Annotated in this window: 30 protein-coding genes and 1 pseudogene; 1 reads left to right on the plus strand and 30 read right to left on the minus strand. The window is 47.0% G+C overall.

Features of this window, described 5'->3' with window-relative positions:
- Positions 1 to 195 precede the first annotated feature (195 nt).
- On the minus strand, positions 196 to 672 hold the full coding sequence (locus C7R94_RS05420) for a DUF2716 domain-containing protein (RefSeq protein WP_106778837.1): 477 nt from the start codon (positions 670 to 672) through the stop codon (positions 196 to 198).
- A 235-nt stretch (positions 673 to 907) separates the two neighbouring features.
- On the opposite strand from C7R94_RS05420, the gene C7R94_RS05425 reads away from it, so the two are divergent.
- Positions 908 to 1216 (plus strand): hypothetical protein, encoded by a 309-nt coding sequence (locus C7R94_RS05425; RefSeq protein WP_106778840.1) that lies wholly within the window; start codon positions 908 to 910, stop codon positions 1214 to 1216.
- Between the two features lie 71 nt (positions 1217 to 1287).
- Here the strand turns inward: C7R94_RS05425 and C7R94_RS30200 are convergent, their stop codons facing one another.
- The 29 genes and pseudogenes from C7R94_RS30200 to fabD form a co-directional block, all read right to left on the minus strand.
- Complete coding sequence (locus C7R94_RS30200) at positions 1288 to 1434, minus strand: hypothetical protein (RefSeq protein WP_197244304.1); 147 nt, start codon at positions 1432 to 1434, stop codon at positions 1288 to 1290.
- Between the two features lie 100 nt (positions 1435 to 1534).
- On the minus strand, positions 1535 to 2080 hold the full coding sequence (locus C7R94_RS05430) for an RNA 2'-phosphotransferase (protein WP_106778842.1): 546 nt from the start codon (positions 2078 to 2080) through the stop codon (positions 1535 to 1537).
- A 34-nt stretch (positions 2081 to 2114) separates the two neighbouring features.
- Positions 2115 to 2270, minus strand: coding sequence for a hypothetical protein (locus tag C7R94_RS30205; protein WP_197244301.1), 156 nt, complete (start codon positions 2268 to 2270; stop codon positions 2115 to 2117).
- 16 nt (positions 2271 to 2286) lie between these two features.
- Complete coding sequence (locus C7R94_RS05435; protein WP_007719678.1) at positions 2287 to 2478, minus strand: hypothetical protein; 192 nt, start codon at positions 2476 to 2478, stop codon at positions 2287 to 2289.
- Positions 2479 to 2617: 139 nt separating this feature from the next.
- A pseudogene (locus tag C7R94_RS05440) lies at positions 2618 to 2749 on the minus strand (protein tyrosine phosphatase); the annotation flags it as partial.
- The gene (locus C7R94_RS05445) at positions 2746 to 3300 is read right to left on the minus strand and encodes an NADAR family protein (protein WP_106778845.1); all 555 of its coding nucleotides are present in this window, start codon (positions 3298 to 3300) and stop codon (positions 2746 to 2748) included. The gene C7R94_RS05445 and the pseudogene C7R94_RS05440, both read right to left, overlap by 4 nt.
- 44 nt (positions 3301 to 3344) lie before the next feature.
- A complete protein-coding gene (locus tag C7R94_RS05450; RefSeq protein ID WP_106778847.1) occupies positions 3345 to 4121 on the minus strand; it encodes a nucleotidyltransferase domain-containing protein in 777 nt (258 codons plus the stop codon).
- Between the two features lie 96 nt (positions 4122 to 4217).
- On the minus strand, positions 4218 to 6065 hold the full coding sequence (locus tag C7R94_RS05455; protein WP_106778849.1) for an Ig-like domain-containing protein: 1848 nt from the start codon (positions 6063 to 6065) through the stop codon (positions 4218 to 4220).
- Positions 6066 to 6369: 304 nt separating this feature from the next.
- A complete protein-coding gene (locus tag C7R94_RS05460; protein ID WP_106778851.1) occupies positions 6370 to 6747 on the minus strand; it encodes a YraN family protein in 378 nt (125 codons plus the stop codon).
- Complete coding sequence (locus C7R94_RS05465) at positions 6744 to 7034, minus strand: EscU/YscU/HrcU family type III secretion system export apparatus switch protein (protein ID WP_106778853.1); 291 nt, start codon at positions 7032 to 7034, stop codon at positions 6744 to 6746. Before C7R94_RS05465 ends, C7R94_RS05460 begins: the two co-directional genes overlap by 4 nt.
- A complete protein-coding gene (locus C7R94_RS05470; RefSeq protein ID WP_106778856.1) occupies positions 7031 to 8911 on the minus strand; it encodes a hypothetical protein in 1881 nt (626 codons plus the stop codon). Before C7R94_RS05470 ends, C7R94_RS05465 begins: the two co-directional genes overlap by 4 nt.
- 40 nt (positions 8912 to 8951) lie before the next feature.
- Positions 8952 to 9728, minus strand: coding sequence for a ribonuclease HII (locus C7R94_RS05475; protein ID WP_106778859.1), 777 nt, complete (start codon positions 9726 to 9728; stop codon positions 8952 to 8954).
- A gap of 85 nt (positions 9729 to 9813) precedes the next feature.
- On the minus strand, positions 9814 to 10707 hold the full coding sequence (gene ylqF, locus C7R94_RS05480; RefSeq protein WP_007719698.1) for a ribosome biogenesis GTPase YlqF: 894 nt from the start codon (positions 10705 to 10707) through the stop codon (positions 9814 to 9816).
- 28 nt (positions 10708 to 10735) lie between these two features.
- Positions 10736 to 11299, minus strand: a complete 564-nt coding sequence (gene lepB, locus C7R94_RS05485) for a signal peptidase I (RefSeq protein WP_106778861.1) — start codon at positions 11297 to 11299, stop codon at positions 10736 to 10738.
- Positions 11300 to 11434: 135 nt separating this feature from the next.
- Positions 11435 to 11782, minus strand: a complete 348-nt coding sequence (gene rplS, locus C7R94_RS05490) for a 50S ribosomal protein L19 (protein WP_047067986.1) — start codon at positions 11780 to 11782, stop codon at positions 11435 to 11437.
- A 167-nt stretch (positions 11783 to 11949) separates the two neighbouring features.
- The gene (gene trmD, locus C7R94_RS05495; RefSeq protein WP_047067988.1) at positions 11950 to 12681 is read right to left on the minus strand and encodes a tRNA (guanosine(37)-N1)-methyltransferase TrmD; all 732 of its coding nucleotides are present in this window, start codon (positions 12679 to 12681) and stop codon (positions 11950 to 11952) included.
- 12 nt (positions 12682 to 12693) lie between these two features.
- Complete coding sequence (gene rimM, locus C7R94_RS05500; protein ID WP_106778863.1) at positions 12694 to 13221, minus strand: ribosome maturation factor RimM; 528 nt, start codon at positions 13219 to 13221, stop codon at positions 12694 to 12696.
- Positions 13218 to 13655 carry a YlqD family protein gene (locus C7R94_RS05505; RefSeq protein ID WP_106779058.1) on the minus strand — a complete coding sequence of 146 codons (438 nt, stop codon included), beginning with the start codon at positions 13653 to 13655 and terminating at the stop codon, positions 13218 to 13220. Before C7R94_RS05505 ends, rimM begins: the two co-directional genes overlap by 4 nt.
- An 86-nt stretch (positions 13656 to 13741) precedes the next feature.
- Complete coding sequence (locus C7R94_RS05510) at positions 13742 to 13969, minus strand: KH domain-containing protein (protein ID WP_007719711.1); 228 nt, start codon at positions 13967 to 13969, stop codon at positions 13742 to 13744.
- 23 nt (positions 13970 to 13992) lie between these two features.
- Entirely contained in the window at positions 13993 to 14265 is a 273-nt protein-coding gene (gene rpsP, locus C7R94_RS05515) for a 30S ribosomal protein S16 (RefSeq protein WP_047067992.1), read from the minus strand.
- A 113-nt stretch (positions 14266 to 14378) separates the two neighbouring features.
- On the minus strand, positions 14379 to 15791 hold the full coding sequence (ffh, locus tag C7R94_RS05520) for a signal recognition particle protein (RefSeq protein WP_106778866.1): 1413 nt from the start codon (positions 15789 to 15791) through the stop codon (positions 14379 to 14381).
- Between the two features lie 10 nt (positions 15792 to 15801).
- Positions 15802 to 16140, minus strand: coding sequence for a putative DNA-binding protein (locus tag C7R94_RS05525; protein ID WP_016743283.1), 339 nt, complete (start codon positions 16138 to 16140; stop codon positions 15802 to 15804).
- A 143-nt stretch (positions 16141 to 16283) separates the two neighbouring features.
- Positions 16284 to 17291, minus strand: coding sequence for a signal recognition particle-docking protein FtsY (gene ftsY / locus C7R94_RS05530; RefSeq protein WP_106778868.1), 1008 nt, complete (start codon positions 17289 to 17291; stop codon positions 16284 to 16286).
- 45 nt (positions 17292 to 17336) lie between these two features.
- Entirely contained in the window at positions 17337 to 20909 is a 3573-nt protein-coding gene (smc, locus tag C7R94_RS05535) for a chromosome segregation protein SMC (protein WP_106778870.1), read from the minus strand.
- A 259-nt stretch (positions 20910 to 21168) separates the two neighbouring features.
- Positions 21169 to 21855 carry a ribonuclease III gene (gene rnc, locus C7R94_RS05540; RefSeq protein ID WP_026043146.1) on the minus strand — a complete coding sequence of 229 codons (687 nt, stop codon included), beginning with the start codon at positions 21853 to 21855 and terminating at the stop codon, positions 21169 to 21171.
- A gap of 54 nt (positions 21856 to 21909) precedes the next feature.
- Positions 21910 to 23151: a beta-ketoacyl-ACP synthase II gene (gene fabF / locus C7R94_RS05545; RefSeq protein WP_106778872.1), complete on the minus strand. Its 1242-nt coding sequence runs from the start codon at positions 23149 to 23151 to the stop codon at positions 21910 to 21912.
- 136 nt (positions 23152 to 23287) lie between these two features.
- On the minus strand, positions 23288 to 23521 hold the full coding sequence (gene acpP / locus C7R94_RS05550; protein ID WP_005834336.1) for an acyl carrier protein: 234 nt from the start codon (positions 23519 to 23521) through the stop codon (positions 23288 to 23290).
- Positions 23522 to 23606: 85 nt separating this feature from the next.
- On the minus strand, positions 23607 to 24347 hold the full coding sequence (gene fabG, locus C7R94_RS05555; protein WP_047068008.1) for a 3-oxoacyl-[acyl-carrier-protein] reductase: 741 nt from the start codon (positions 24345 to 24347) through the stop codon (positions 23607 to 23609).
- Positions 24341 to 25291, minus strand: a complete 951-nt coding sequence (gene fabD / locus C7R94_RS05560) for an ACP S-malonyltransferase (protein WP_106778874.1) — start codon at positions 25289 to 25291, stop codon at positions 24341 to 24343. The genes fabG and fabD overlap by 7 nt, the downstream gene beginning before the upstream one ends.
- Between the last annotated feature and the right edge of the window lies 1 nt (position 25292).

Consider the following 25292-nt stretch of genomic DNA (forward strand, 5'->3'; position numbering starts at 1 on the left):
ACATTACGGGGTCAGTCCCGTCTTCAGGTAAACACTCATCACAAAATAACTTCCCGTCTACTCTCACTCCGCTCATGGTGCCAAGGGGTATGATCAATTAGCCCTCGATTAATTACTTCGTATATCTCTTTATTACTATATGATATTTTAAATTCCTTCAGATATCTAAACGCTTCTTGAAATCCACCAAATACTTCATCGACTACTCCGCACTGTCTTCCCAAATATAGTTGGTCTATTAGTTTCAAACTGATGAATCAGTTCTTCACCCAAAATGCTTATGGTTTGTTCCCAGGGATGCCCTAGGTATCCCCACTTAAAATCTTTATTCAAAAAGAAGTAATAGTCACCATCTGGGAAAAAGCCTATCCTTCGGCTTGCATTACCATTCTTTAGATGCGAATTATAGAGGTAGGATTCGTGTTGCCAATCAAGTGCATAGATATATTCGTCAGACCTAGTCACCGCACTAAAGTTAGTAATACACTTCTCCTCAAGATCATCGATATCGTCATCCGTATATTCAGTAATATCAAAAGTAACAAAAGGAATCGGTAAATGAAAGGAAGGCCAATCACTGCTATAGATACTTGGTTTGAAATTGAAATCCTTATAAAATTTATCCCAGACCAGACGATATTGCTCACCCGTCAATGGAATCCAATTGTCCATCTTACATCTCCTCTTGATTTTTTATTAATTCATCTATTCCTATTTGATCCCCTCTCAAGGATCTATTAATTTTCTTAGCCTTTGATCTTCAAAAATTATACTCTCTGATTTTGCTAAACAGTTGACTAAAAAGGTCGGCACTTTCCCCAATTAACTTCTACTCCCCATACATTTATGGAAAACTTTCACTCCAACAGGTATACTGCAAATATACGGGTGAAGGAGTTGGTTCTATTTGATTTTTACGGTTGATTCCCATCAAATTTCCATCCACTACGAACATGCTGAACCTGTTCAGATCGACTGGGACGAAGTGTACAGTGTCTCTTACTATAAAATCGATTGCATTGAGTACGAAATGGGTTACCTCGTTTTTGACTTGGTATTCGGTGAGTTCATCGAGATTAATGATAGTGATCAAAATTGGGCAAAAATAGTAAATGATCTCGAAAAATACTTACCCTCGCAAACAAGCGATTGGAGGCATTCATTGCATAGTTGGTCGATCGACGACGGCATTCTTTATCTTTATGAAAAAGTGTAAAAACGAAAGTGAACTGGACCGCATTCTTTATCCAACGATTTAGAAGGGGTATTATTGCTTCACCGTTAATCTCACTGCTTTCTCTTCAATTCATTCAGCAGCTCAATGATCCGTTGGTTTTGATCCACTTGCGTTACGATGTTCTGGTTCAGCTTCCGAATTGCGTCGTAGATTGCAAAAAGTCCTGCCAACAGTAGAAAAGCAAGCATCCATTCCATGCCATTTTCCCTCCTTATGATTTTCATTGGTACAGAAAAGACCCGCGTTCGAATGCGAGTCTTTTCCCATACTGTGTTGTCTCTTCTTGAGCAAATCGAGCTACTTCTGATAGACAGAGATGTATTGTTTTTGCACGTGATCTGCCAACCAAACGAGCTCATTTCCATGGTAAAACTTCACACCATCTTGCCAAGCTTGCCTCGCATCGATTCGCAAAAGTACGGGATGATCGTCTCGTCTTTTCCCAACCTGCTGTGCTGTTTGGACGTCTTCCGACAGATGCACATACTGTCTTCCTTTTGGAACAAGCCCGTTAGCCAAAATAGGATCGAGAAATCTTTGCGGCGTGCCATGAAAAAGATACGCAGGCGGTTCTTTTTCCTCCTTGTGAATCTTTTGCGGTACTGAATGTCCATAGAGAGCGCGAATTTTGCCTTGATTGATCTCATGGCGCTTTTTTTCCGATAATGCAATCATCGTATGTAAATCTTCTTCGGTAACCGCTCGCCACTTGCGCTGTTCATGAAGTGACAAAAGCAATTGCTTGATAGGCACCCAGCCTTGTTCGTCTAACTCAAGCTCATATTCATGGGGTGCATGACGAAGAGCATAGGACAGCTCTTTACTCAATTTCTGATAATCCATACACTCATCTCCCCTTACAGGTCATAGCCACTTTTTACGCAAAAAAGTAACCGAGACTCACTGCTGCAGCAATAAATAGGTGAACGATGAAATTTCCTGTTAGTCGAACCCAGAGCTGATGGCTTTTCATCGTCCAAAATCCATAAAGGAGAGCGACGATCAGATAAGCCAGAACATAAACGAAAAACACAGGACTGCTCTCCTTTTTAGGACATTTCTTTTTTTATGTTCGCAATTAGCTTGTCAGCATTGTTTTCATCGTTATCAAACATTACCAGGTCTTGCAAGGCAATCCCTTCCACCGATTGAATTGCTGTGGACATAGAATCGGCCAGTTGCTGCATATCAGCTTTGTCTGCAACTTCAACATCTAGAACCAATACAAGTTTTTTCTTCATGGTGAAAATCCTCGCTTTACGATAAGTATGGATAGTGCGATCGAGCCGTATCATCCCCATTATACAAAATAATCCGGTTTACATCGACCATGTCCAATAACAGCTTAATCCGGAATCTCTATATATACGGAAACACTCTACTTGTTACTGTGATACGCGCCCCAGTTTCAGTACCTGCTGACCTTACTTCATAGTCATTGATCCCGAGAAAAATCTTTTCTGCCGTAAAGCTCCCCCATTTATTTCTGCTGCAAATAAACAGTAGCTTCATTCTTCCTCCTCATCCAAATCTTCAAACTTCCATTCCTCTGGTACTGGAAAATAAGCATCATACTCCTTCCGGGCATTCACACTCATTTCCTCTAGCCATGGCCAATAATGCATTACATAGTCCTCACCAAATCCCATCCGCCAAAACAAACTATATGGATGCTCTTCTGGAAACACAATCCAAGGAGGCAAATAGAAATGCGGTTGATACCCATCTAGGCTTTCACGTACTTCCATCCATACTCTTCCTAGTAGGTTTGGATCGTTACTCGTGCGATCGATTAAGGTTGCATCCCCAGTAGAAAGCAAAATTTCACGAATGACAGGATACTGTTCTATTTTTGCTCGTAATGCCTTGTACATGATCTCTTTTTCTAAGGTAGTCCCAAAAACATTCTTGGCTTGAAGATAGTGTTCCAAGGTTGTCCATCGTTCCCCTTCCAGCTCTATTGGATGAATGGAGGAATTGGAGAAACAGCCATACGGTTTATCTGGCTGATCGAAGTGAATTTCGTGAGGTTGCTGTATATGTTTTCGGATAGGATCCTGCATGAAAATTTGCACCCGCCTATATATCGTAGCATTTTCCATCAAGACTAACTGACAATCCACGCCTTCTGTAAATACTTCCGAAATACCTCATCCAGCTTGTCTGTTGGGTCCTCCAGATCATTTGTATATTGGCTAGTCAGTGCAGTCAGACGCTCAATTTGCTCCTCAATAAAATGGTGAAGCTCTTCAATTCTTGGCTCCAAGTTCAACTCATCTCCAGCCATTTTTCTTTGGAGCAGCTCAGAAATTTTACCTTTTAACGTTGAATCAGTTATCAGCTCTGCAACTAGCTGATCAAATCCAATGGGAGGATTCGTATGGTACGTTTCGATCCAGATGCATGCGAGGATCGGACGTAACACATAAAAATATTTTTTGATTTTGACTTGCTCGCCTTGCAGATAGTCTCGAAAATTCCCCTTTGCCATACTAAGGTAATGATGCAAGGAAGCCTTTGGCGAAAACACTTCCCCTTGCAGCCTTACCAGTTCATCTCGAAAGCCAAGTGTATCGAGATATACAATGTCTGACACAAGCCATTCTTGCAAGGGCGGATTCGATTTTCGAAATAGCTTGAGTGCTTTTCGAATGTCCCAGCCGTTTATATCTAAGAGGTCATTGATCGGTACTTCCACAACATCCCGTTTGTCATCAATGGACAAATACCATTCTGGTTTCTTCACATAAACAAAACGTACATCATAATCGCTATCTTTGGATGGAAATCCCCATGCCCGGCTTCCCGATTCAACAGCGAACAATATTTTCAAGTCATGCGCTTGCTCAATTTCTTGTAACTTTTCCAAGATGGTCTCTCTCAAGATTCATTCCTCCTCCACAACAAATAACAGGATTTCCTTTCCCTTGGAAAAAAACTCGCTGAATCAGTTACGATTCAGCGAGTTTCTTGTCATCCTTTATTTTACCGTTACTTCGATTTCCACTTCATAGCCTTTGTATTCAGCTGTAATAGTGGCCTTACCTTTCTTTTTACCTTTTACCGTACCACTGCTGGATACTGAGGCTACGGAAGATTTACTAGACTTCCATTTTGCTTTGGAGCTGCTGATGTCATCGCCATCATAGGTGAGTTTGATCTTTTCGGAGTCACCCTTTTTAAGAGTAATGCTTGTGTCATCTGCTTCCAGCTTGCTTGAGCCTTTACTGTCAACTTTTACTTCAATTTCAACTTTCTCGCCTTTATACGTAGCTGTAATAGTTGCCGTACCTTTACCTTTTGCTGTAATTGTACCGCTGCTGCTAACTGTTGCTACGGAAGATTTAGAAGTTTTCCATGATGCTTTTGAATTGCTGATTGTGTCGCCATCATATCTCAGTTTTACAGTTTCTCTCTCGCCTTTTTTCAAGGTGATGTCCGTATCGTCTGCTTCCAGACTTCCTGAGGAGGAGCCATCTACAGTCACTTCAATTTCTACTTTTTCGCCTTTGTATTGAGCGGTAATGGTAGCTTTACCTTTACCTGTTGCTGTAATCGTACCAGAGCTGCTTACTGTTGCTACTGAGGATCGGGATGTGGACCAAGATGCACTCGAGTTGCTAATGGTGGAGCCATCATATTTCAATGTTAATGTTTCTCTTTCCCCTTTTTTCAAGGAGATCGTGCTGTCGTTTACTTCCAGTTTACCAGAGTTGTTGTAATCGACCTTTACACGAATTTCAACCTTATCGCCTTTATATGATGCTGTAATAGTAGCTGTTCCTTGACCTTTTGCCGTTACGACACCATCATCAACAGTTGCCACGCTGGAGTTGGATGTTTTCCAGGTTGCTTTTGATCCAGACAATCTTTCATCATCATAAGTTAACTGAATCGTGTCTCTGTCGCCTTTTTTCAAAGAGAGGCTAGTTTCATCTGCTTCCAGTTTACCAGAACTGTCTGTATCTACGTAAACCTCAACCTCTACTTCGTAGCCTTTGTATTTTGCAGTGATCGTTGCTGTACCTTTGCCTTTTGCAGTAACGACACCATCATCGTTTACAGTTGCTACAGAGGACTTCGAAGTCTTCCAGGTTGCTTTAGAACCAGAAAGTTTATCGTCGTCATATGTCAACTTAATCGTTTCTTTATCGCCTTTTTCCATTTTCAGCTTGGTAACATCTGCTTCCAGCTTACCATCTGAATTTCCGCCTTCAACGTCAACGCGGATTTCTACTTCTTGGTCTTTGTAGCTAGCAGTAATGACTGTGCTTCCTTCGCCTACACCTTTAATTTCACCATCGTCAACTGTTGCGACAGTTTTATCCGCGGTTTTCCAAGTCGCTCTTGATCCAGGGAGACTGCTGCCCGCAAATTTCAAACTTACGTTTGTTTTTTTGCCTTTTTTAACAGAAACCTCTGTTTTCGTTGCTTCGAGAGTCTGCGCTCTGTCAACAGTCACTCTAACTGTAGCACGATAACCGTTATATCTAGCAGTAACAACAGTCGTTCCTACTTTTTTACCGTAAACAACCCCATTGTTGACTGAAGCGATGCTGGAGCTGCCAATTTCCCAATCAACCAATGCGTTATCGATAGGGCTGCCATTATAAGTAAGGTGAATGGTTTCTGTATCCCCAATCGTGACGTTCACTGAGCCTACGCTTGCTTTCAAGCCAGTAGTGCTTGCTACCATGCTATACGCTTCAATAGGTTTTGGTGTAGCAACTTGTGCAGAAGCAATGCCTGTAACTGAAAACTGAACAGTACAAATAGTTGCTACTGCTAAGGAGACGTTTTTCATTAAACTGTTCTTAATCTTTTTCATGGTTTTTACCTCCAAATTATTTCCTATACTTCTATTGACGAATGAGATGGAAAAATGTCACACCAAATCAGCTATTTTTTTGAAAAATATTTGTTTTTCTTTTAAACAATTGTTTGTATCCCGGGTTCGTCTGTACGAATGATCCGTTTCATCAAAAAAAATGCTTCCCAGCTTTTGAGCCGGAAAGCGGATATTGATGCTTGGAGGAGTTTCATCGCGTCGAGTACAGTACATAGTACGCTGGCTCTGCGACTGATGCTGTAGACGTATCCCCAATATATCCGTGGTCGAGAGCCCGTTTTTCCTAGAAAGCACTCTCATAATGCTCAATGACCGGCTTCATGAATTCTCCACCTTGCGTTAATGTACCGGTATAAATCGCGATGACATCAAAACGAAAGGCCGGGATTAGCTGTGAGCTTTTTTGCAAGTATTCAATGGCAAGCTCACGCAGCTTCTGTTTCTTCTTCCAAGTAATAGACTCGCCCGCTGTTCCAAAAAATTGGCTACTCCTCGTTCGAACCTCAATGAAAACTAGGCACTTTCCGTCTAGCGCAATCAAATCCATTTCCCCACGTTTTGTTCGAACATTTCGATCGACAATGTGGAAACCCTTGTTTACCAAATATCCTTCAGCAAGCTGTTCTCCTCTTTCACCAAGAAGACGGCGGCGATTGCTCATGAGTTCGTTCCCCCGCCTTTATCGATGCGATAGACAAATGCAAGGATTTCTGCCACAACTTGATACAGCTCCGGAGGAATTTGTTGATCCAAATCCAGCTTACCCAAAACCTCTACAAGTGATGGGTCCTCTTGTACCGGTATATCATGCTCCTTCGCTGTCTTCAGTATATTGTCAGCCACGTACCCCTTGCCTTTAGCCACAATCTTTGGCGCTTCCATGATACCCGCCTGGTATTTTAGTGCAACTGCCTGTTTTCGTTTTTGCTCTGAAGAGGATGGCTTCATACGCGAAGGTCAACCCCTTTATAGTCAGCCAGGATGGGGCCCTTGGTTTTGATTGGACTTGTCGACTTCCCGCGCTCGGCTGGGACTGGCTGGACACGCATAGCCGATAGATGGTAACCAACATCCTGTAATTGATCAGCAAAGCGATCCTTGGACCCTTGAATAAGTGCTTCCGCCCATGGGGTATCATTAAAAATTTGCAGGTTAACAATTCGATTCACGATACTTACATCAATCATGGTTGTCCCCATACTTTGGAGTTCCAAATGAAAGAATAGACGACAGTTCTCCGGATCAAGCTGTCCAGAGCCTTTCTTTTTGGATTCAATTTGGACGAAAGCCGTCTCATCCCCCTCACCTTGGCGAATCGGAATTTGCATAACGATTTGCGACAAAGCTTGGTTAGAGGGCTGTACCATCATCAACTGCTGTCCGGTCACTTGTTGCAGCAGTTGATCTGCTGCTTCACGCAAGGCGGTTGGAAGTGCCTGAGCTGGCCCTTGACTGATTTGCAGCAAGAGGGATTTGACTGTATCCATCTGTTTTAATGAATGCGAATCAATTGCCCCTTGTGAAAATGCCTGTCCCATCAATTCTCTTTCATGGGTTACGCCTAAATGACGAAACAATTCAGCAATCGGGTTAGCAGATGTGGCTCCGCTTGCTGCACCAGATGCTTGAGACACCATTTGTGGTATGGCTTTTTGCCCCGCGTCGTTTACTACTGCCCTTTGCTCTGCCATCTGCTTGTTTTGGACCGGGTCCTGATTCATCTGTAATCGCTGAGGAGTAGGCAATGGCTCGTTTCGAGCAATTTTTGAATCGATGCTTGGGCCAATTGTCTGGTTAGACATCAACTGATTACTCTTTCCGGTCATCGGGCTTTGCTGCGTGTCTACCTGTTTACCGGCGGTGTCTGGTGCAGGCACTATCTCAGTAGAAACAGGTTGTGATGACGATGGTATGTTACGAAAAGCCTGCGCTGATGGTTGGGGCGATGTCTGCACTTGTGATGAAGGCTGACCGCTCTGCGCAGGCAGCGGCTGTGTCTGACTTCCTCCAGTCGCATTCTGCGAAGCACCTTGATTGGGTTGATTCCCTTGAGGCATTTGTTTGACTGCCAGTCCCTCGTCTGTACCTTCGTTGCCCGCGATAAGAAAAGAGAGTCCCGTCAACTTTTCTTTTAACTGACTAACAAGCTGTTTGACATCTCCCGTTGCTGCATTAGCTTGTCCGGGAACTTGCTGTGATTGGCTTGGAGGCACTTGCCCTGCCGACTGTGAAGGCTGGCCCTCCCCCTCTAAAAAGAGCGAGGCTTGCTGCAGCAGGTTTTGTATGAGTTGACCCATTGGCTTGTCCGATAAAAAAGCTTTGAGCCCTGCGATTGTATCGGGAGACAGCGGCAAATTACGTTTTATGGCAGTCATGAACGCCTCAATAGTGGCATTATCTACGCCTAATCGCCGTGCAACGGCCGAAAAAGCTTGAATCGTTTCCTTATTCACAGGAAGATTGGCACCAAGCAAAGCTTGCACGATTGCTTTGTTCTCTTTTGTATCGGCAATCCCCAGTGACCGCATTAGCCCTTCTAGGGACGCGTCTTTGCCAGCTCCTTCCCCGACGCTTTCCAAAACCTTCAACGTGACGACACCTGTTGATGACTGGACTTGCAGCCAAGCTTTTTGGCCCGGTTCCAGACTTGCTTCCATTTTAGCCTGAACCTGCATTCCCCCGACTTGTACGAGCGCCATATTGTCCGGGTAATGCTTGATTACCGTGCCTTTAAACACTTGTCCGGGAGTAAGCTCAACCGGCTTCGGAGCGGATATGGGTGCTTTTTGCACGAATGATTGAATAAGTTGCGACGGGGAAAACATGCAGATCCTCCTCCTGTAGACAGTATGTTACTAGCCTTTTTTATGCGTGTTCTTTTACGCCAGTGAATGTCTTGCGGTGAATCGGCGTAGGTCCATATCGAGCAATTGCTGCCAGATGCTCAGGGGTTCCGTAGCCTGCGTGTTTGTCAAAGCCATAGGCTGGATATTGTTCGGCATACTGGGCCATCAATCGATCACGGGTGACCTTCGCTACAATCGATGCAGCTGCAATGGAAACGCTTTTGGCATCTCCACCGATAATCGGAACCTGTTCGCAATCCATTCCGGTTAGCTGCACGGCGTCAATCAGTAATACATCTGGAGCGCTACCTGCCTGTTGGATTGCCAGCTTCATCGCCTCTTTTGTAGCAGCTAATATATTGATCGCATCGATTCTTGCTGCATCGACAATTCCGATTCCCACAGCAAGTGCATCTCTTTGAATGATTTCGCAAAAAGCCTCCCGGGTGGATACGGGTATCTTCTTCGAGTCATTCAGGCCTGGCAAGTAAAAATCCTTGGGCAGACACACGGCACATGCAACAACTGGACCAGCCAACGGACCTCTTCCGACCTCATCTACCCCGAATATGTACTGATGCCCCTTCTCAAACATGGCTTTCTCATAGACGGTCATGTCAGCCCACATCTGTGCGAGCTTTTCTTGGCGTGCAAGCGCTGCTTCCGCCTGCTTCGCCAAGGCCTGTACCCCCGCTCTTTTATCTTCTTTCAGCAATTGTAAAAAATCTTTGGGTACCTCGTCCAACTTTTCCATCGTCACTCGTATTTCTTTTATCGACATATCTGCTAGATTCATTGACTCATTTCTCCTTACAGATTCTCATAGTAAAAAACCTGCCTACCGTATATGTCGATAGACAGGTTTTTGATGGCTGGAAAGTTTATTCTGGAAAAGATACTGGCTTACCAATCGGTTCGTCCATTTCCCAGTCAATCGGGCGCTCGACAGAGATCGTTCCCAGCTTGCCGGAACGCAGCTCACGCAGGAAAATTTCTGCTGCCTTGTCGTAGTCGATATTACCGCCAGAAACGAGACATCCGCGCTTCTTCCCGATTTCTTCGAGCATTTCTACTCGATCCTCAGGTAATTCTTTTAGCTTGAAGCGTTCGATTAGGCGCTCCGGATAGTAATGCATCATGTAGCTAATGACAAATAATGCTACCTCCGTAAAATCGATAAGCTCGTCTTTAATTGCCCCACTTGCCGCCAATCGCAGACCTACCATCTGATCTTCAAATTTCGGCCAAAGAATACCAGGCGTATCGAGAAGCTCCAGTGTATCGCCCATTTTTACCCATTGTTGCGCCTTGGTTACCGCCGGACGATCACCAGTGGCTGCTACCGAGCGCTTGGACAAGCGGTTAATGAGGGAAGACTTGCCGACATTAGGGATTCCCAAGATCATGATTCGGATGGCTCGACCTTGCATCCCCCGCTCACTGCGCTTTGCCAGCATGTCAGCTGCTAGCTCCTTACACATTTCTGGCAGCTTGCTGACACCTTTTCCACTCAGGGCATCAATTGGCAGTGTGCGAATGCCTTGCTTGCGAAAATAAGCAATCCACTCATCTGTTGCCCGTTCATCCGCCAAATCTGCTTTATTAAGTAAAATCAATCGTGGTTTATCACTGACAATCTCGTCAATCATCGGATTACGGCTGGAAAGCGGCAGACGTGCATCGAGAAGCTCGATGACTACATCGATTAATTTCAGCTTTTCCGTTACTTGACGACGTGCTTTAGCCATATGGCCAGGAAACCATTGGATCGTCATGATGTCTCACCTACCTTGAAGCTTTGCGTTATCTTGTCAAGCGAATTCCCGCAACCGGCCAAAAAGTAAATTCAGCTCTGCCAACAACCGTAGTGACGGCAACAGGACCGATGGCTCTGCTGTCATGACTGTTTAACCTGTTGTCGCCCATCACAAAAATATGGTCAGCTGGTACTTGGACCGGGGGAAAATCGTGGGTAAAGAACGGCTCTCCCTGCTGCTTTGCTTGTTCTTTTGATTGTGCAAGATACGGTTCCTCTACCACTTTGCCATTGACCAGCAGCTGATCGTTTTTGACCTCTACTGTATCACCCTCAACAGCAATGACTCTTTTGATGTAATCTCGCTCCTTTTCAGCATGGAACACGATAATTTCACCAGGCTTCGGATCTTGCAAAAAATAAATCGCCTTGTTCACAACTAACTTTTCGCTGTTATGTAATGTACTTTCCATGGATTCGCCTTCTACAATAAACGGGGCGAACAAAAAGGTACGAATGAGAAACGCCAAGATTAAAGCGATCCCCAGTGCCTTTATCCATTCCCATAGTTCATTTTTCTTCTTATGACTGGAGGTAATTTCTTCGCTCATGACCTACGATCCTCCCATGAGAACTCGTCCAACCTTAGCTGTAACATATGTCAAGATGAGCTATTTTATTTCAAGATCGTTAAATGGAAAAAAGAGGCCTGGCAAGCAGGCCAGTCCTCTTTCTAAGCGTTGCGCTTATCGACGAATTTCTTTAATACGAGCTGCTTTACCTACGCGATCGCGCAGATAGTACAGTTTCGCACGACGTACTTTACCATGACGCACGATTTCGATCTTGTCGATCTTAGGCGTGTGTACTGGGAATGTACGCTCAACACCTACGCCGTAAGAAATCTTACGAACTGTAAATGTTTCGCTGATACCTGTACCGCGACGGCGAATGCATACGCCTTCGAACAGCTGGATACGCTCACGCTGACCCTCGATAACCTTAACGTGTACACGAACAGTGTCACCAGGTCGGAACGCAGGAATGTCCTGTTTCAATTGCGCTTTTTCCAGTTCACGGATAATTTGGTTCATTTGAATTTCCTCCTTCCGATAGACGTTCTTACTCGTCTAACCCATAGGTCCAGCCGCTTAGGCTGCGTTACGAGTAGCGGACCGCCTTAGTCAGCGGGCAAAATTGCCACAAGAAGTATATTAACACAGCGGGCACAAAACTACAAGACTCTTCTCCTATTTGTTCCCTACTTTTTTTCCTGCTCCAATTCAGCCAATAGCTTTTTCATTTCATCTGTCAGTGCAAGCTTTTCCAATAAATCTGGACGCCGTGCTTTTGTTCGACGCAGCGATTCCTTTAACCGCCAGCTTTCAATATTGGCGTGGTGCCCTGACAACAGTACGTCTGGCACCTTCCAGCCGCGAAACTCAGCCGGTCTTGTGTAATGAGGGTATTCGAGCAGTCCCGTTGAAAAGGAATCCTCGACAGCTGACGTCTGGTTGCCCAACGCTCCTGGTTGCAGACGAACGACACTGTCAATGACCACCATCGCCGCAAGCTCTCCCCCTGTCAGGACGTAGTCGCCAATCGAGATCTCATCCGTGACGAGATGTTCCCGAATTCGCTCGTCGTACCCTTCATAATGACCGCAAATGAAGACAAGATGCTCTTCTTGCGCTAACTCTTCTGCAAGCTTCTGATGATAGGGAACACCCTGTGGACACATCAGAATTACCCGGGGTTTCTTCTCCCCAGACAAGGCTTCTACGGCCCGGAACAACGGTTCAGGCTTCAAGACCATTCCTCCGCCACCGCCATAAGGGGTGTCGTCTACCGTTCCGTGCTTGCTCTCAGAGAAATCGCGAAAATTGGTGACATGAAAATCAACCAGTTCTTTTTCGCTTGCCTTTCCTAAAATGCTGCTGGACAAAACACCTGTAAACATTTCGGGAAAGAGTGTAAAAATATCGATCCGCATCTGAAGTTCCTCCTACAGCAAGCCTTCCATCAGATGGCAGACCACACGTTTGTTCGCGATGTCCACTTCCTTGATGCAGTCATCGATATACGGCAGCAAGATTTCTCCGCGTTTCCCCTTCACTACCCACACATCGTTTGCTCCTGGCTGCATGACATCCACGATTTTCCCCAGTTCTTCGCCTTCGTCGGTTACTACGACGCAGCCGACGAGCTGATGAATGTAGAACTCGTCCTCTTCTAATTCCATCAGTGCTTCCTCTGGAATTTTCAACTCTCCGCCCTTGTACTTTTCGATATCGTTAATATGCTCATAGCCTTCAAAGCTCACAATCTCAAAATTTTTATGCGAGCGACGAGAAACGATTTTCAATTTTAGCGGCTCACTGAGTGTCGGATGGAACAAGTACAGCTCATTTCCTTTTCGAAAACGCTGATCTGGAAAGTCAGTCGTTGGTGTTACACGTACTTCACCACGCAGACCATGCGTATTAACCAGTTTGCCTACTCCGTAAAAGCTATTTTGGCTCAACGTGTTCATTCCTCCTTTTCTTTGATCCCATTTTTTGTTTGAAGCCGAATCTCATATACCTGGCCATCTTTTATCATGATTTCCGTTCCGGACATAATTTCATCCCAGATATCGCCCTCTTGAATCGTGACAGGGCTTTGAACCGTCTGGTAATCGATCTCGCTTCCCTCTGGAAGATTTTCTACCTGCTGGAGGGTATATGTCAGGTGATCTATCTTTTCCTTGCGTCGACGCTCTTCCTGCGCGATTTTTTCCTGCGCCAACGCATATGTATCCGCAGACTTTTTCTTCGCCTCGGTTAATAGCTTTTTTGATTGAAACTGCCACTGCTCCCACTCTTTACGCTGCAAACGAAGTCGTTGGCTATACTGATCAATGAGAGCAGTCCGTGATGCTTCCGTAATAATCAGTTTAACCTGTACCGTCCGAAATATAGTAAGCACCTTCGCCACTCCTTTCGGAAAAACCATCATGGTTTAAGAGCATCTTGGATATTAGAAAAAAGACTGGGAAAGCTCCCAGCCTTTTCTCATACAATTTCAACCGTGACACGCTTGTCCGTTTCCACGGATGCGGCGATCACGACCGTGCGCAGGGCTTTCGCGATTCGACCTTGCTTGCCAATAATCTTCCCCATATCATCAGGGTGTACCGACAATTCAAAGACGAGAGTTCGCTCTTTGTCCACTGCGTTAACACGAACCTCATTCGGATGATCGACGAGAGCTTTAGCGATCGTTTCGACCAGCGCTTTCATCATCAAACCTCCAGATGACCGACTTATTTGCCGTATTTGGTTTCGTGTACTTTTGCGAGTACGCCTTCTTTGGAGAGAAGGTTACGAACGGTGTCAGTTGGAGCTGCACCATTCAGGATCCATTGTACCGCTTTGTCGGTATCAATTTTCACCACTGCCGGTTGTGCAACCGGATTGTAGTAACCGATTTCTTCAATGAAACGGCCATCGCGTGGGGAACGGGAGTCAGCTACTACTACACGGTAGAAAGGAGCTTTCTTGGAACCCATACGCTTCAGACGGATTTTTACTGCCATGTTGTGTCACCTCCTGTATTAATCAACGCTAGAAGAGCATCTGCGTTGGTGCTACTATATCTGAACCATCGCGGCCAGCTGACAAGTCAGTGTCGCGAAGAGATCATGCCTACTTACTTGAACGGTGGCTTGAAGTTAAAGGGGAAGTTCATCCCGCCCTGGCTGTTGCCTCCGCCTTTTCCCATGAAAGGTAATCCGAAGCCTTTTTTCTTCGACTTCTTGACCATCTTGTCGGCAGCGCCTGAGAATTGCTTCATCATCTTTTTCATTTCCTCGAATTGCTTGAGGAAGCGATTGACTTCTTGAATACTCGTTCCGCTTCCGCTTGCGATGCGCTTGCGACGGCTGGCATTCAATAAATCAGGATTTGCGCGCTCTTGTTTGGTCATGGATTTGGCGATCGCTTCAACACGGGCAATCTGCTTCTCATCCACATTCATTTTGCCCTTCATCTTGTTCATTCCTGGCAGCATGCCGAGAATGTCTTCAAAAGGACCCAGGTTGCGAAGCTGCTGCATGGAATCCAAGAACATATCGAAGGTAAACTCACCTTGACGCATTTGGCGTTCCATATCGCGTGCTTTGTCTTCATCCACGGATGCCTGTGCTTTTTCAATCAGGCTGAGTACGTCCCCCATACCCAAAATACGGGAAGCCATACGATCCGGATGGAATGGTTCGAGCGCATCCAGCTTTTCACCCATCGCCGCGAATTTGATCGGCTTGCCAGTGACAGCTTTGACGGACAGTGCCGCACCGCCTCGTGTATCACCGTCGAGCTTCGTGAGAACCACACCAGTCAGTTCGAGCTGGCTATTAAAGCTCTCTGCTACATTGACGGCATCTTGACCTGTCATCGCGTCCACGACGAGCAAAATCTCATCGGGCTTGGTTACCTCGCGAATCTGCTTCAACTCGTCCATCAGCGCTTCGTCAATATGCAGGCGACCTGCGGTATCGATGAGGACTACGTCGAGATGATTCGTCTTCGCGTGTTCAATCGCTTGGCGAGCGATATCGACAGGACTGACTTGATCACCGAGAGTGAAGACGGGAACATTGAGTTGGTCCCCTAAAACCTGGAGCTGCTTGATCGCAGCAGGACGGTAAATGTCTCCCGCTACCAGAAGCGGCTTACGGTTTTGCTTTTGCAAATACTTGGCCAGCTTACCGGTTGTGGTTGTTTTACCTGCCCCTTGCAGACCTGCCATCATGATGACAGTCGGCGGTCGGTGCGCCATCGTGAGCTGAGCGACGTTGCCACCCATCAGAGCGACCAGCTCTTCATTCACGATCTTGATCACCATTTGACCAGGCGTCAGGCTTTTCATAACTTCCTGACCGACTGCGCGCTCCTTGACACGAGCAACGAAGTCTTTTACTACTTTAAAGTTAACGTCTGCTTCCAGCAGGGCCAGACGAACCTCACGCATCGCTTCATTCACGATGGTCTCGTCTATTTTCCCTCTGCCGCGCAGTTTGTCAAACGCGTTTTGCAGCCGATTGGCTAAGCTCTCAAACGCCATGCGAGCCCTCCTAATCCATCTCTGACAGTTGGTGGAGCAAAGTGTTCAGCTCGTCTCTTGTCTCGCTCTCCGAAAGCTCATTTACAAGTTCGTTCATGCGATTCAACACGTCCATGCGTTTTTCATGACGCTCAGCGAGGCGAAGCTTCTGATCGTATTCAAACAGTTGCTTCTCAGCCCGCTTAATATGATCATAAACAGCTTGGCGGCTGACCTCATGCATCTCGGCAATTTCTCCGAGCGATAAATCGTCCAGATAATACAGCTCAAGATATTCTCGCTGCTTGCCCTTGAGTAGCGGCGCGTAAAAGTCAAACAAGAGATTGACTTGATTGGTCTTTTCTAACATGAAACCAATCCTTTGCTATGAGGTACTCGTTTCAAACTGTAAAGACTTTTTCTTTACAGCACGTAGATTATAGTACCTAATTCCACACCTAGTGTCAAGCTTTTTTATTGACATCATTTTTGCATCTTCGAAACACTATGTTTTTACGCATTTTCCTGCTGTTCTGTTTCATCTTTTTGGATCAATCCAGCAAACAGCGCATGAACAAATTGCTCGGGATCAAACTGCTGCAAGTCATCCATTCTCTCTCCCAAGCCGACGTATTTCACCGGGATGTTTAGCTCGTTGCGAATCGCTATGACGATACCGCCCTTTGCTGTACCATCCAGCTTGGTCAGGACTAAACCTGTTACTCCAGCAGACTGCCCAAACGTTTTTGCCTGTGAAAGCGCATTTTGCCCAGTCGTAGCGTCCAAAACGAGCAAGACCTCGTGCGGAGCTCCTGGCAATTCGCGCTGCAATACGCGGTGTACCTTCGCCAGCTCTTCCATAAGATTCACTTTGTTTTGCAAGCGGCCTGCGGTATCGCACAACAGCACATCGACCTGTCGGGATTTCGCTGCCTGAATCGCATCGTAGATCACCGCAGCCGGATCAGAGCCTTGCTGCTGCTTGATTACGTCAACTCCTACACGCTCTCCCCAAACCTCCAGCTGTTCAATCGCTGCTGCACGGAATGTGTCACCTGCTGCCAGCAGCACTTTTTTATTTTGCTGCCTGAACATATGCGCCATTTTACCGATCGTAGTCGTTTTCCCTACTCCGTTTACCCCAACGAACAAAATGACGTTCAGACGACCATCCTCTACATTCAGAGCCGTATCCGCACCATCATCATTTTTCAAAAGGGCAACCAGTTTTTCTGAGAGAATGGGCTGCAGGTCGATCGCATTCTCGATCTTTTGCTTGCGAACCTCTGTCCGCAGGTCGTCAATGAGCTCCATCACGGTATTGACACCCACATCGGACGTAATCAAAATTTCCTCTAATTCATCGAAAAAGTCATCGTCGATCTTTTTGTAGCGACGTACCAGATCCTCTACTTTTTCTACTAGCAGGTCTCTCGTTTTAGCCAAACCATCCGTAAACTTCTGGGTGACCTCTTCAGACTTTTGGACAATAGCATCACGAAGGCGCTTGAAAAAACTCATGTTCATCTTCCTTTGCGGGTAGTATCAATTGAATGGCAAATCCGTTTAAGAGGCTGATTCGATAAACTTGTCACTGTCCTCCAGCTTCACGGAGACGAGTTTGGACACGCCGCCCTCCTGCATCGTGATACCGTATAGCACGTCTGCGCTCTCCATCGTGCCTTTTCTGTGTGTGACGCAAATAAACTGCGTCTGGTTGCTGAAATGGTGCATGTACTCGGCGAAACGGTTAACGTTTGCCTCATCCAAAGCGGCCTCTACCTCATCCAATACACAGAATGGCACTGGCTTCACACGCAGGATGGCAAAAAGCAAGGCCATTGCAGTCAAAGCACGTTCGCCCCCGGATAAGAGCGCAAGATTTTGCAGCTTCTTGCCAGGTGGCTGCGCCACGATATCGATGCCCGTCTCAAGCAGGTTATCTGGGTTGGAGAGTACAAGATCGGCCCGTCCTCCACCAAACAGTTGGACAAACACGTCACGGAACTGCTCCGAGATCGCATCAAATGTTTCTTTGAAGCGGCGCGACATCTCTGCGTCCATTTCTTGGATCACTTGATAGAGCATGTCTTTTGCTTCATTCAAATCTGCTTCCTGCGAGCTTAAGAACTGCTGACGCTCAGACAGGCGCTCATATTCCTCAATCGCGCCAAGATTCACAGTGCCAAGTGCCCCAATTTGCTTTTTGAGACGATTGACCACTTGTGTCTCTTCTTGAATCTCGCCACGTGCCGGATATTTTTGCTTCGCCAGGTCGTAGCTCATTTCGTATTCTTCGGAGAGTTTATTCAACAGATGATCGAGCTCTACCTCGTTGCGGTTGACTTTTACTTCTTCCTGATGAAGCTTTTCCTCCAGCGATTTGACCTCGCGGCGGATTTCCTTCACCTGCTGTTCCACTTGCTCCTGTTTGTAAAAGAGAGTCGCCCGCTCGCTTCGCCGCTCTTGAATCAAGCCAGCTACACGGTCTTTATCCTGACGCAATTCGCTAATGCGCTGATCCAGCTCAAGCCCGGACGATTCGTTCGTACGCTCCAGCTCATCAAGAGATGCCAAGTTCGCGTTTTGTTCTTCCCATTCGCGCTGCAATTGGCTTTTTTGCTCAAGCAAGCGTTCTGTTTGCTCCAAGCGTGATTGATACTCTTGCTTGACCTGCGCATTCAGTACCTTGAGACTTGTTATTTTTTGATTCATTTCTTCTTTAGATTCGAGCTGCTCTTGGCGTTTCGCCTCTGCTTCTGCGATCTGCGCACCGAGCTCTTTTTCCTCTTGCTCCATGGCAGCCAAAGAGGCTTGCAGCTGCTCCTGCTTGCGTTTGGCTTCTTCCATCTCGCGGCGATAGCTTTCAATATCTTGTTCAACAAGCTTCGCTCGTTCGCCCAAGGATCTGCCTTCCGATTCCTTTTGCTGCAAGAGTCCTTTTACTTCCTGTTCTTTCAATCGCAGACTCTCGCCTTCTGTACGCAGAGCCTCTTGCTCCTGCTGCATTTGCGCCAGTTCCTTCGTTAACTGCTCCATAAGGGTAGTATGCCCAGAAATTGCCTGGTCGATTTCTACCAGCTGTGCTTCCAGCTCTTCTGATTGACGGTTGCGTCCAAGCAGGTTCGTGCTGTTCTTTTTCAAGGCCCCCCCTGTCATGGAACCGCCAGCATTCACGATATCGCCTTCCAGTGTCACAACCCGATAGCGGTAGTCAAGCGTACGGGCCACACGGTTTGCCTGCTCCAGCTTTTCCGTAATAATGACATTGCCCAATAGACTTTCGAGGATGGGTCGGTACGCTTCCTCAAAGGTCACGAGCTCACTCGCGATTCCGACAACTCCACTCTCCGCCTCCAGCTGGCGCTTATCGCTTGCCTGCAAGGTGCGAGGACGGATAACATCGAGCGGTAGAAATGTCGCCCTACCTGCATTGTGCTGCTTCAAGTGAGCAATGGCTGCACGACCAGATGCTTCGTTGTCCACGACGACGTTTTGCAGGGCGCCACCCAATGCGACTTCCATCGCTGTCTCGTATTGCTGTGGCACGACAACGAGCTCAGCGACCGCTCCATGAATTCCTTTGAAGCCCCGCTCGCGTGCTTTCAAAATTTCTTTTACCCCTTGTTGAAACCCTGCGAACTCCGACTGCATTTCTTTTAACAGATCGAAACGAGACTTCGCTGCTTCTCGCTTTTGTTCCCAGTGGCGCAGTTCTCGACGGGCTGTTTCAAGGCGGGCTTGTCCTTCGCGCATACCCTCGACCAGTTCTTTGTATCTAACGCCAGTTTCTTGAATGGTAGAAACGATCTTCTCCAGCTGATCTTGGAGTTGGCTTAACTGAGCTAGTCGCTGCTCTTCTTCTTCATCGAGCTGTTTTTTTCCAGACAATTGACGTTCGACTCTGGCCTCGCTTGTCTTGAGAAGCTGCTCTTGATGACGATTTTCGTTGCGTAGATTCGCCATTTCGTTGAGCTTTTCGAAGTAATCGCCCTTCAAACGCTCCACGTCATCAGTCAGTGATTGCACCATGGAAAAAAATTGACCTTCTGCTTCTTGCAGCAAAGCATGGGCTTCGGTCATGCGGCGATCCGCTTCCTTGGCCCGTTCTTGTTCTTCTGCCAGCTCTGCCTCAAGCCCGTGCTGCTTCTCGGTAATCCGATGCATCTGTTCCATCGTCTGCTGGCGATTGGCATTCAGATTGCGCATACGCTCCCGCAATACCTCACGTTGCCCTTCGACTTTCTCGGTCTCTTCACTGACTGTCAAAAGTACTTGTTGGAGTTCTTCGATAGATTGGTCGATCTGGGTGACATGAAAACGCGCTTGCTCCAAATCAGCCTCTTGCTTGGATGCTTCGGTCGTTTGGCCGATTAACAGATGCTTGAGTTCCTCTACGCGTCCTGTGGCGGCTTCCCACTTGGTATGAGCCGCTTCAATTTGTTGCACGTAAAGAGCTACTTCATGCTCAACCAACTGGCGATGAAGCTCCTTGTACGTCTTTGCTGTTTCTGCCTGCTCCTGCAAAGGTCCGATCTGCTCCGTAATTTCACTGACGATATCGTGAATACGCACTAAATTTTGCTCGGTGTCATCGAGTTTTTTCTCAGCCTCGCGTTTGCGTGTTTTGTATTTCACGATTCCGGCTGCTTCCTCAAATATTCCACGGCGATCCTCAGACTTGGTACTGAGAATTTCCTCAATTTTTCCTTGACCTATAATGGAATACGCTTCTTTACCCAGCCCGGTATCCATGAACAGCTCCATGATGTCTTTTAGACGGCAGGATCTGTTGTTTATGTAGTACTCACTGTCACCAGAACGATACACTCTGCGGGTAACGGATACTTCCGAATATTCCACATCAAGCGAACGGTCTGTATTGTCCAAGGTGAGTGTCACTTCTGCAAAATTCACTGGCTTGCGCTTGTCACTGCCCGCGAAAATAATGTCTTCCATTTTCGCTCCACGCAACGACTTCGCGCTCTGTTCCCCCAGCACCCAGCGGATCGAATCAGAAACGTTACTTTTCCCACTTCCATTCGGTCCCACTACAGCTGTTACCCCTGGTACAAATTCCAATTCCGTGCGATCGGCAAAGGATTTGAATCCAGCCAGCTCCAGGCGTTTCAAATACATACGTACGGTCCTCCTTAAGAAACCATCCAAGACTGTCTGCCAATTGACAGACTTACAAACATGCAAGGATCGGATGGTACCCGAAAAGAAGCCCCTGCATCGAACAGGAGCTACCTACTACGAGCCTACATGGTCATCTGTAGGTTAGTGTATCATAGATAGCGGTCATCTCGCAGTATTTTCCCTCTGTTTCCCACCCGAAAGAAAAAAGCTGCACCATCTTGTAGCAGATGATGCAGCCCTTCTCGCTGACGAGTGATTATTTATCCCCCAGCTTGACCAATGCTCGAGCAGCAGCTTGCTGTTCCGCTTCTTTCTTGGAGCGGCCAGAGCCGATGCCAAGCGAACGATTGTTCAAAAGCACCTCAGATACGAATTCTCGATTATGAGCTGGTCCTTTTTCTTCTACAATTCGGTAATGGATGTCTCCCAGATTGTCTTGCTGAACAAATTCCTGCAACTGGCTCTTGAAGTCGGTTACCTGGGCAAACTCTCCCTTGTCGATGCGCGGGTACACGTATTTTTCCATAAAGGAAAAGACTGCGTCCAATCCTTGATCCAAGTAAAGCGCACCTACAAACGCCTCAAAAACGTCCGCTAGCAAGGCTGGTCGCTGACGTCCACCTGTCAGCTCTTCCCCTTTTCCCAGCAATACGAGATCGCCAAAATTCAACAGTTCAGCAAACTTGACGAGAGAAGGTTCACAGACAATGGCTGCACGCAGCTTCGTCATTTCCCCTTCGCTCATCTTCGGAAAAGTTTTATATAAAAACTGGGAGACGGTCAACTCCAACACAGCATCCCCCAAAAACTCTAGCCGCTCATTGTCTGATATTCGTTTGCCGCGTTGCTCGTTCACGTAGGAAGAATGGGTGAATGCCTGCCGCAAAACACTTTCATCGCGAAAGCGAAAGCCTATCGTTTCTTGCAGCTGTGCAAAATTCATCACCCTCACCACCATTCCAGGAGACTGCCTACTTTTTCTATCAGTAGGGCTCATTTATGCTTCGTATCGCTTCAGGATTACCGTTGCGTTGTGACCGCCGAATCCAAATGTATTGGAAACAGCCACATTGACGGTCGCCTTGCGCGCATGGTTCGGAACATAGTCCAGATCACATTCTGGATCCGGGTTTTCCAAGTTGATTGTCGGAGGCAAGACTTGATCACGCAGTGCAAATGCTGTCGCGATTGCCTCGACCCCACCAGTAGCACCCAACAAATGGCCTGTCATCGATTTGGTTGAGCTGACAGCCAGTTTGTATGCGTGCTCGCCAAATACACTCTTGATCGCTTGTGTTTCTGCGATATCGCCTTGGCCAGTAGAAGTGCCATGTGCATTAATATATTGGACTTCCGTTGGGTCAACGCCAGCGTCTTTCAGTGCGCTTGCCATGCAACGCGCTGCTCCTTCGCCACCAGGAGATGGAGAAGTAATATGGTGAGCATCTGCACTCATCCCGTAGCCAATGACTTCCGCGATGATCGTTGCTCCACGTTTTTTTGCATGCTCGAGCTCTTCCAGGATCAGAACACCAGCACCTTCGCCCATTACGAAGCCATCGCGATCTTTATCAAACGGACGGCTCGCTTTTTGCGGCTCATCGTTTCTGGTGGACATCGCTTTCGCTGAGCAAAAGCCTGCAAATGCCATTGGACGCACTGTTGCTTCTGCTCCACCTGCGATCATAACATCTGCATGATCGAACTGGATCAAGCGCAGTGCATCACCGATCGCATTTGTACCTGTCGCACAAGCGGTAATCGCACTGGAAGTTGGTCCTTTTGCACCGTATTGAATGGATACTGCCCCCGACGCCATATTCGCAATCAGCATCGGAATGAAGAATGGACTCACGCGACGCGGTCCTTTTTCCAACAAGACGGAATGCTGCTCTTCCCATGTAGTCAGACCACCGATTCCGGACCCGATGTATACACCCACTCGTTCCGCATTTTCTGGCGTGATCTCCAGTTTTGCATCTTCTACAGCCATTTTGGCAGCAGCTAATCCAAACTGAACGAATCGGTCTGTACGTCGGATATCTTTCTTGTCCATATACTGCTCAGGATCGAAGTTTTTCACTTCGCCTGCAATTTGTGTTGGATAATCAGAAGCGTCAAAGGCAGCCACACGGTCAATGCCTGATTTTCCTTCCAGCAAGCTGTTCCAGAAAGTCTGCGCGTCATTCCCTACTGGAGAAACGACACCAACGCCAGTAATCACCACTCTGCGTTTCATTGCAATCACCTCTATATGAAAGTCAGCAGTCAGCTTCTTACATTCACTGCATGCAAAACGTGAATTTGTTCGGATTATGTACAGGTGGCTATTGAAGGAGAAGTCCCGTATGGTACGGGACTTCCAACAGATCATCCTACTTGTGAGATTCTATGTATTTAACAACCTCACCAACAGAAGTGATCTTTTCAGCATCTTCGTCGGAAATCTCTAAATCAAACTCATCTTCGAGTTCCATTACGAGTTCAACCACATCCAGGGAGTCAGCGCCCAGGTCTTCTTTGAAAGAAGCTTCCAAAGTAATTTTGGACTCATCTACACCCAGACGATCGACGATGATTTTCTTCACACGCTCCAAAGTATCTGCCATCTTGCTTCACCCCCTCTCCCGTATTATAGTGGATGAGCTTTCAAAAAACCAGTTTTCGCGAAAATGCTCAATTCAGGTTTTCTTCCTACATGTACATTCCACCGTCTACGTGCAGGGTCTGCCCTGTCATGTAGTTGGCTGCGTCGGATGCCAGGAACAGCACGACAGATGCGATATCATCTGTTTGTCCCAAGCGGGCAAGCGGAATTTGGCTTGTGAGTCCTGCTTTTACATCCTCCGGCAATACAGCAGTCATTTCTGTATCGATAAATCCTGGTGCAACAGCATTCACCGTGATGTTGCGGCTAGCCAGCTCGCGAGCTGCCGTCTTCGTCAAGCCAATAACCCCAGCTTTTGCCGCCACGTAGTTAGCTTGTCCTGCGTTCCCCAAAACACCTACCACAGAAGTGATGTTGATAATTTTGCCTGAACGCTGCTTCATCATTGGGCGGGTCGCTGCCTTTACGCAGTTGAATACACCCTTCAGATTCGTCGCAATGACATCGTCCCACTCGTCTTCTTTCATGCGCATGATCAGGTTGTCCCGAGTAATTCCCGCGTTGTTCACGAGAATATCGATCGCACCAAAATGATCCAAAGCAGCTTTGAACATGTCGTTGACATCTTCTGTAGAAGAAACGTTCGCACGAATCATGATGGCATCGCGGCCCATTTCTTTAATCAGCGCAACAGTCTCGCTCGCTGCCGCCTCACTACCTGCGTAATTGACAACTACATTAGCGCCAGCTTCTGCCAGCTTCAAAGCAATCGCACGTCCAATACCACGGGAAGCCCCTGTGACCAGTGCTGTTTTTCCTGTTAACATAGTACCCCTCCGTTCAAAAGCTCAGTAAGTGAATCCATATCCTGTACCGAGATAATCGTCGTATCCGCTGGTGCGATTTTCTTGATCAAACCGGCCAAAACTTTTCCAGGACCGATTTCTACAAAGGTTGTCACGCCTGCTTCGACCATCCATCGTACAGAATCCTCCCACAAAACTGGGGCAGCAACTTGTTGAACCAATTGATCTACTATGATTGTAGCTTCAGACACAGGTCTAGCCGTTACGTTTGCTACAACAGGCACAGTCGCTTCTTGTACCGTAACGCCAGCCAAAACTGCTTGCAGTTTATCTGCTGCCGGCTGCATCAAGCTCGAGTGGAACGGACCGCTTACATTCAATGGAAGGACACGCTTTGCACCCGCTTCCTTCGCTTTTTCACCAGCCAGCTTCACACCTTCAGCAGAACCTGAAATTACAATTTGCCCCGGGCAGTTCATGTTCGCTAATTGAACAGGATGTCCAGATGCTGTTACTTCTTCGCAAACCGCATGCAGTGCCGCACGATCCATGTTCAAGACAGCAGCCATTGCACCTTGTCCTGCTGGCACTGCCTCTTCCATAAACTGACCACGAGCTCGCACGATTTTGACTGCATCTGCAAAGGACAAAGCCCCTGCTGCAACCAAAGCTGAATACTCACCCAAGCTGTGACCTGCTACGAACGCAGGCTTATAGTCAGGCAACTTTTCGTTCAACGCTGCCATAACAGCGATGCTTGCTGTCAAAATAGCTGGCTGTGTATTTGCCGTCAGCTTCAATTCCTCTTCTGGTCCTGCAAAACACAGTCCCGACAAGGAAAAGCCGAGTGCTTCATCAGCCTGCTCAAATATGTGACGGGCCGCTTCCGATTGTTCGGAGAGAGCTTGCCCCATTCCTACGAATTGTGAACCTTGCCCCGGAAAAACAAAGGCTACTTTTCCCATT

Source organism: Brevibacillus sp. NRRL NRS-603, assembly GCF_003013445.1.
Classification (GTDB): domain Bacteria; phylum Bacillota; class Bacilli; order Brevibacillales; family Brevibacillaceae; genus Brevibacillus; species Brevibacillus formosus.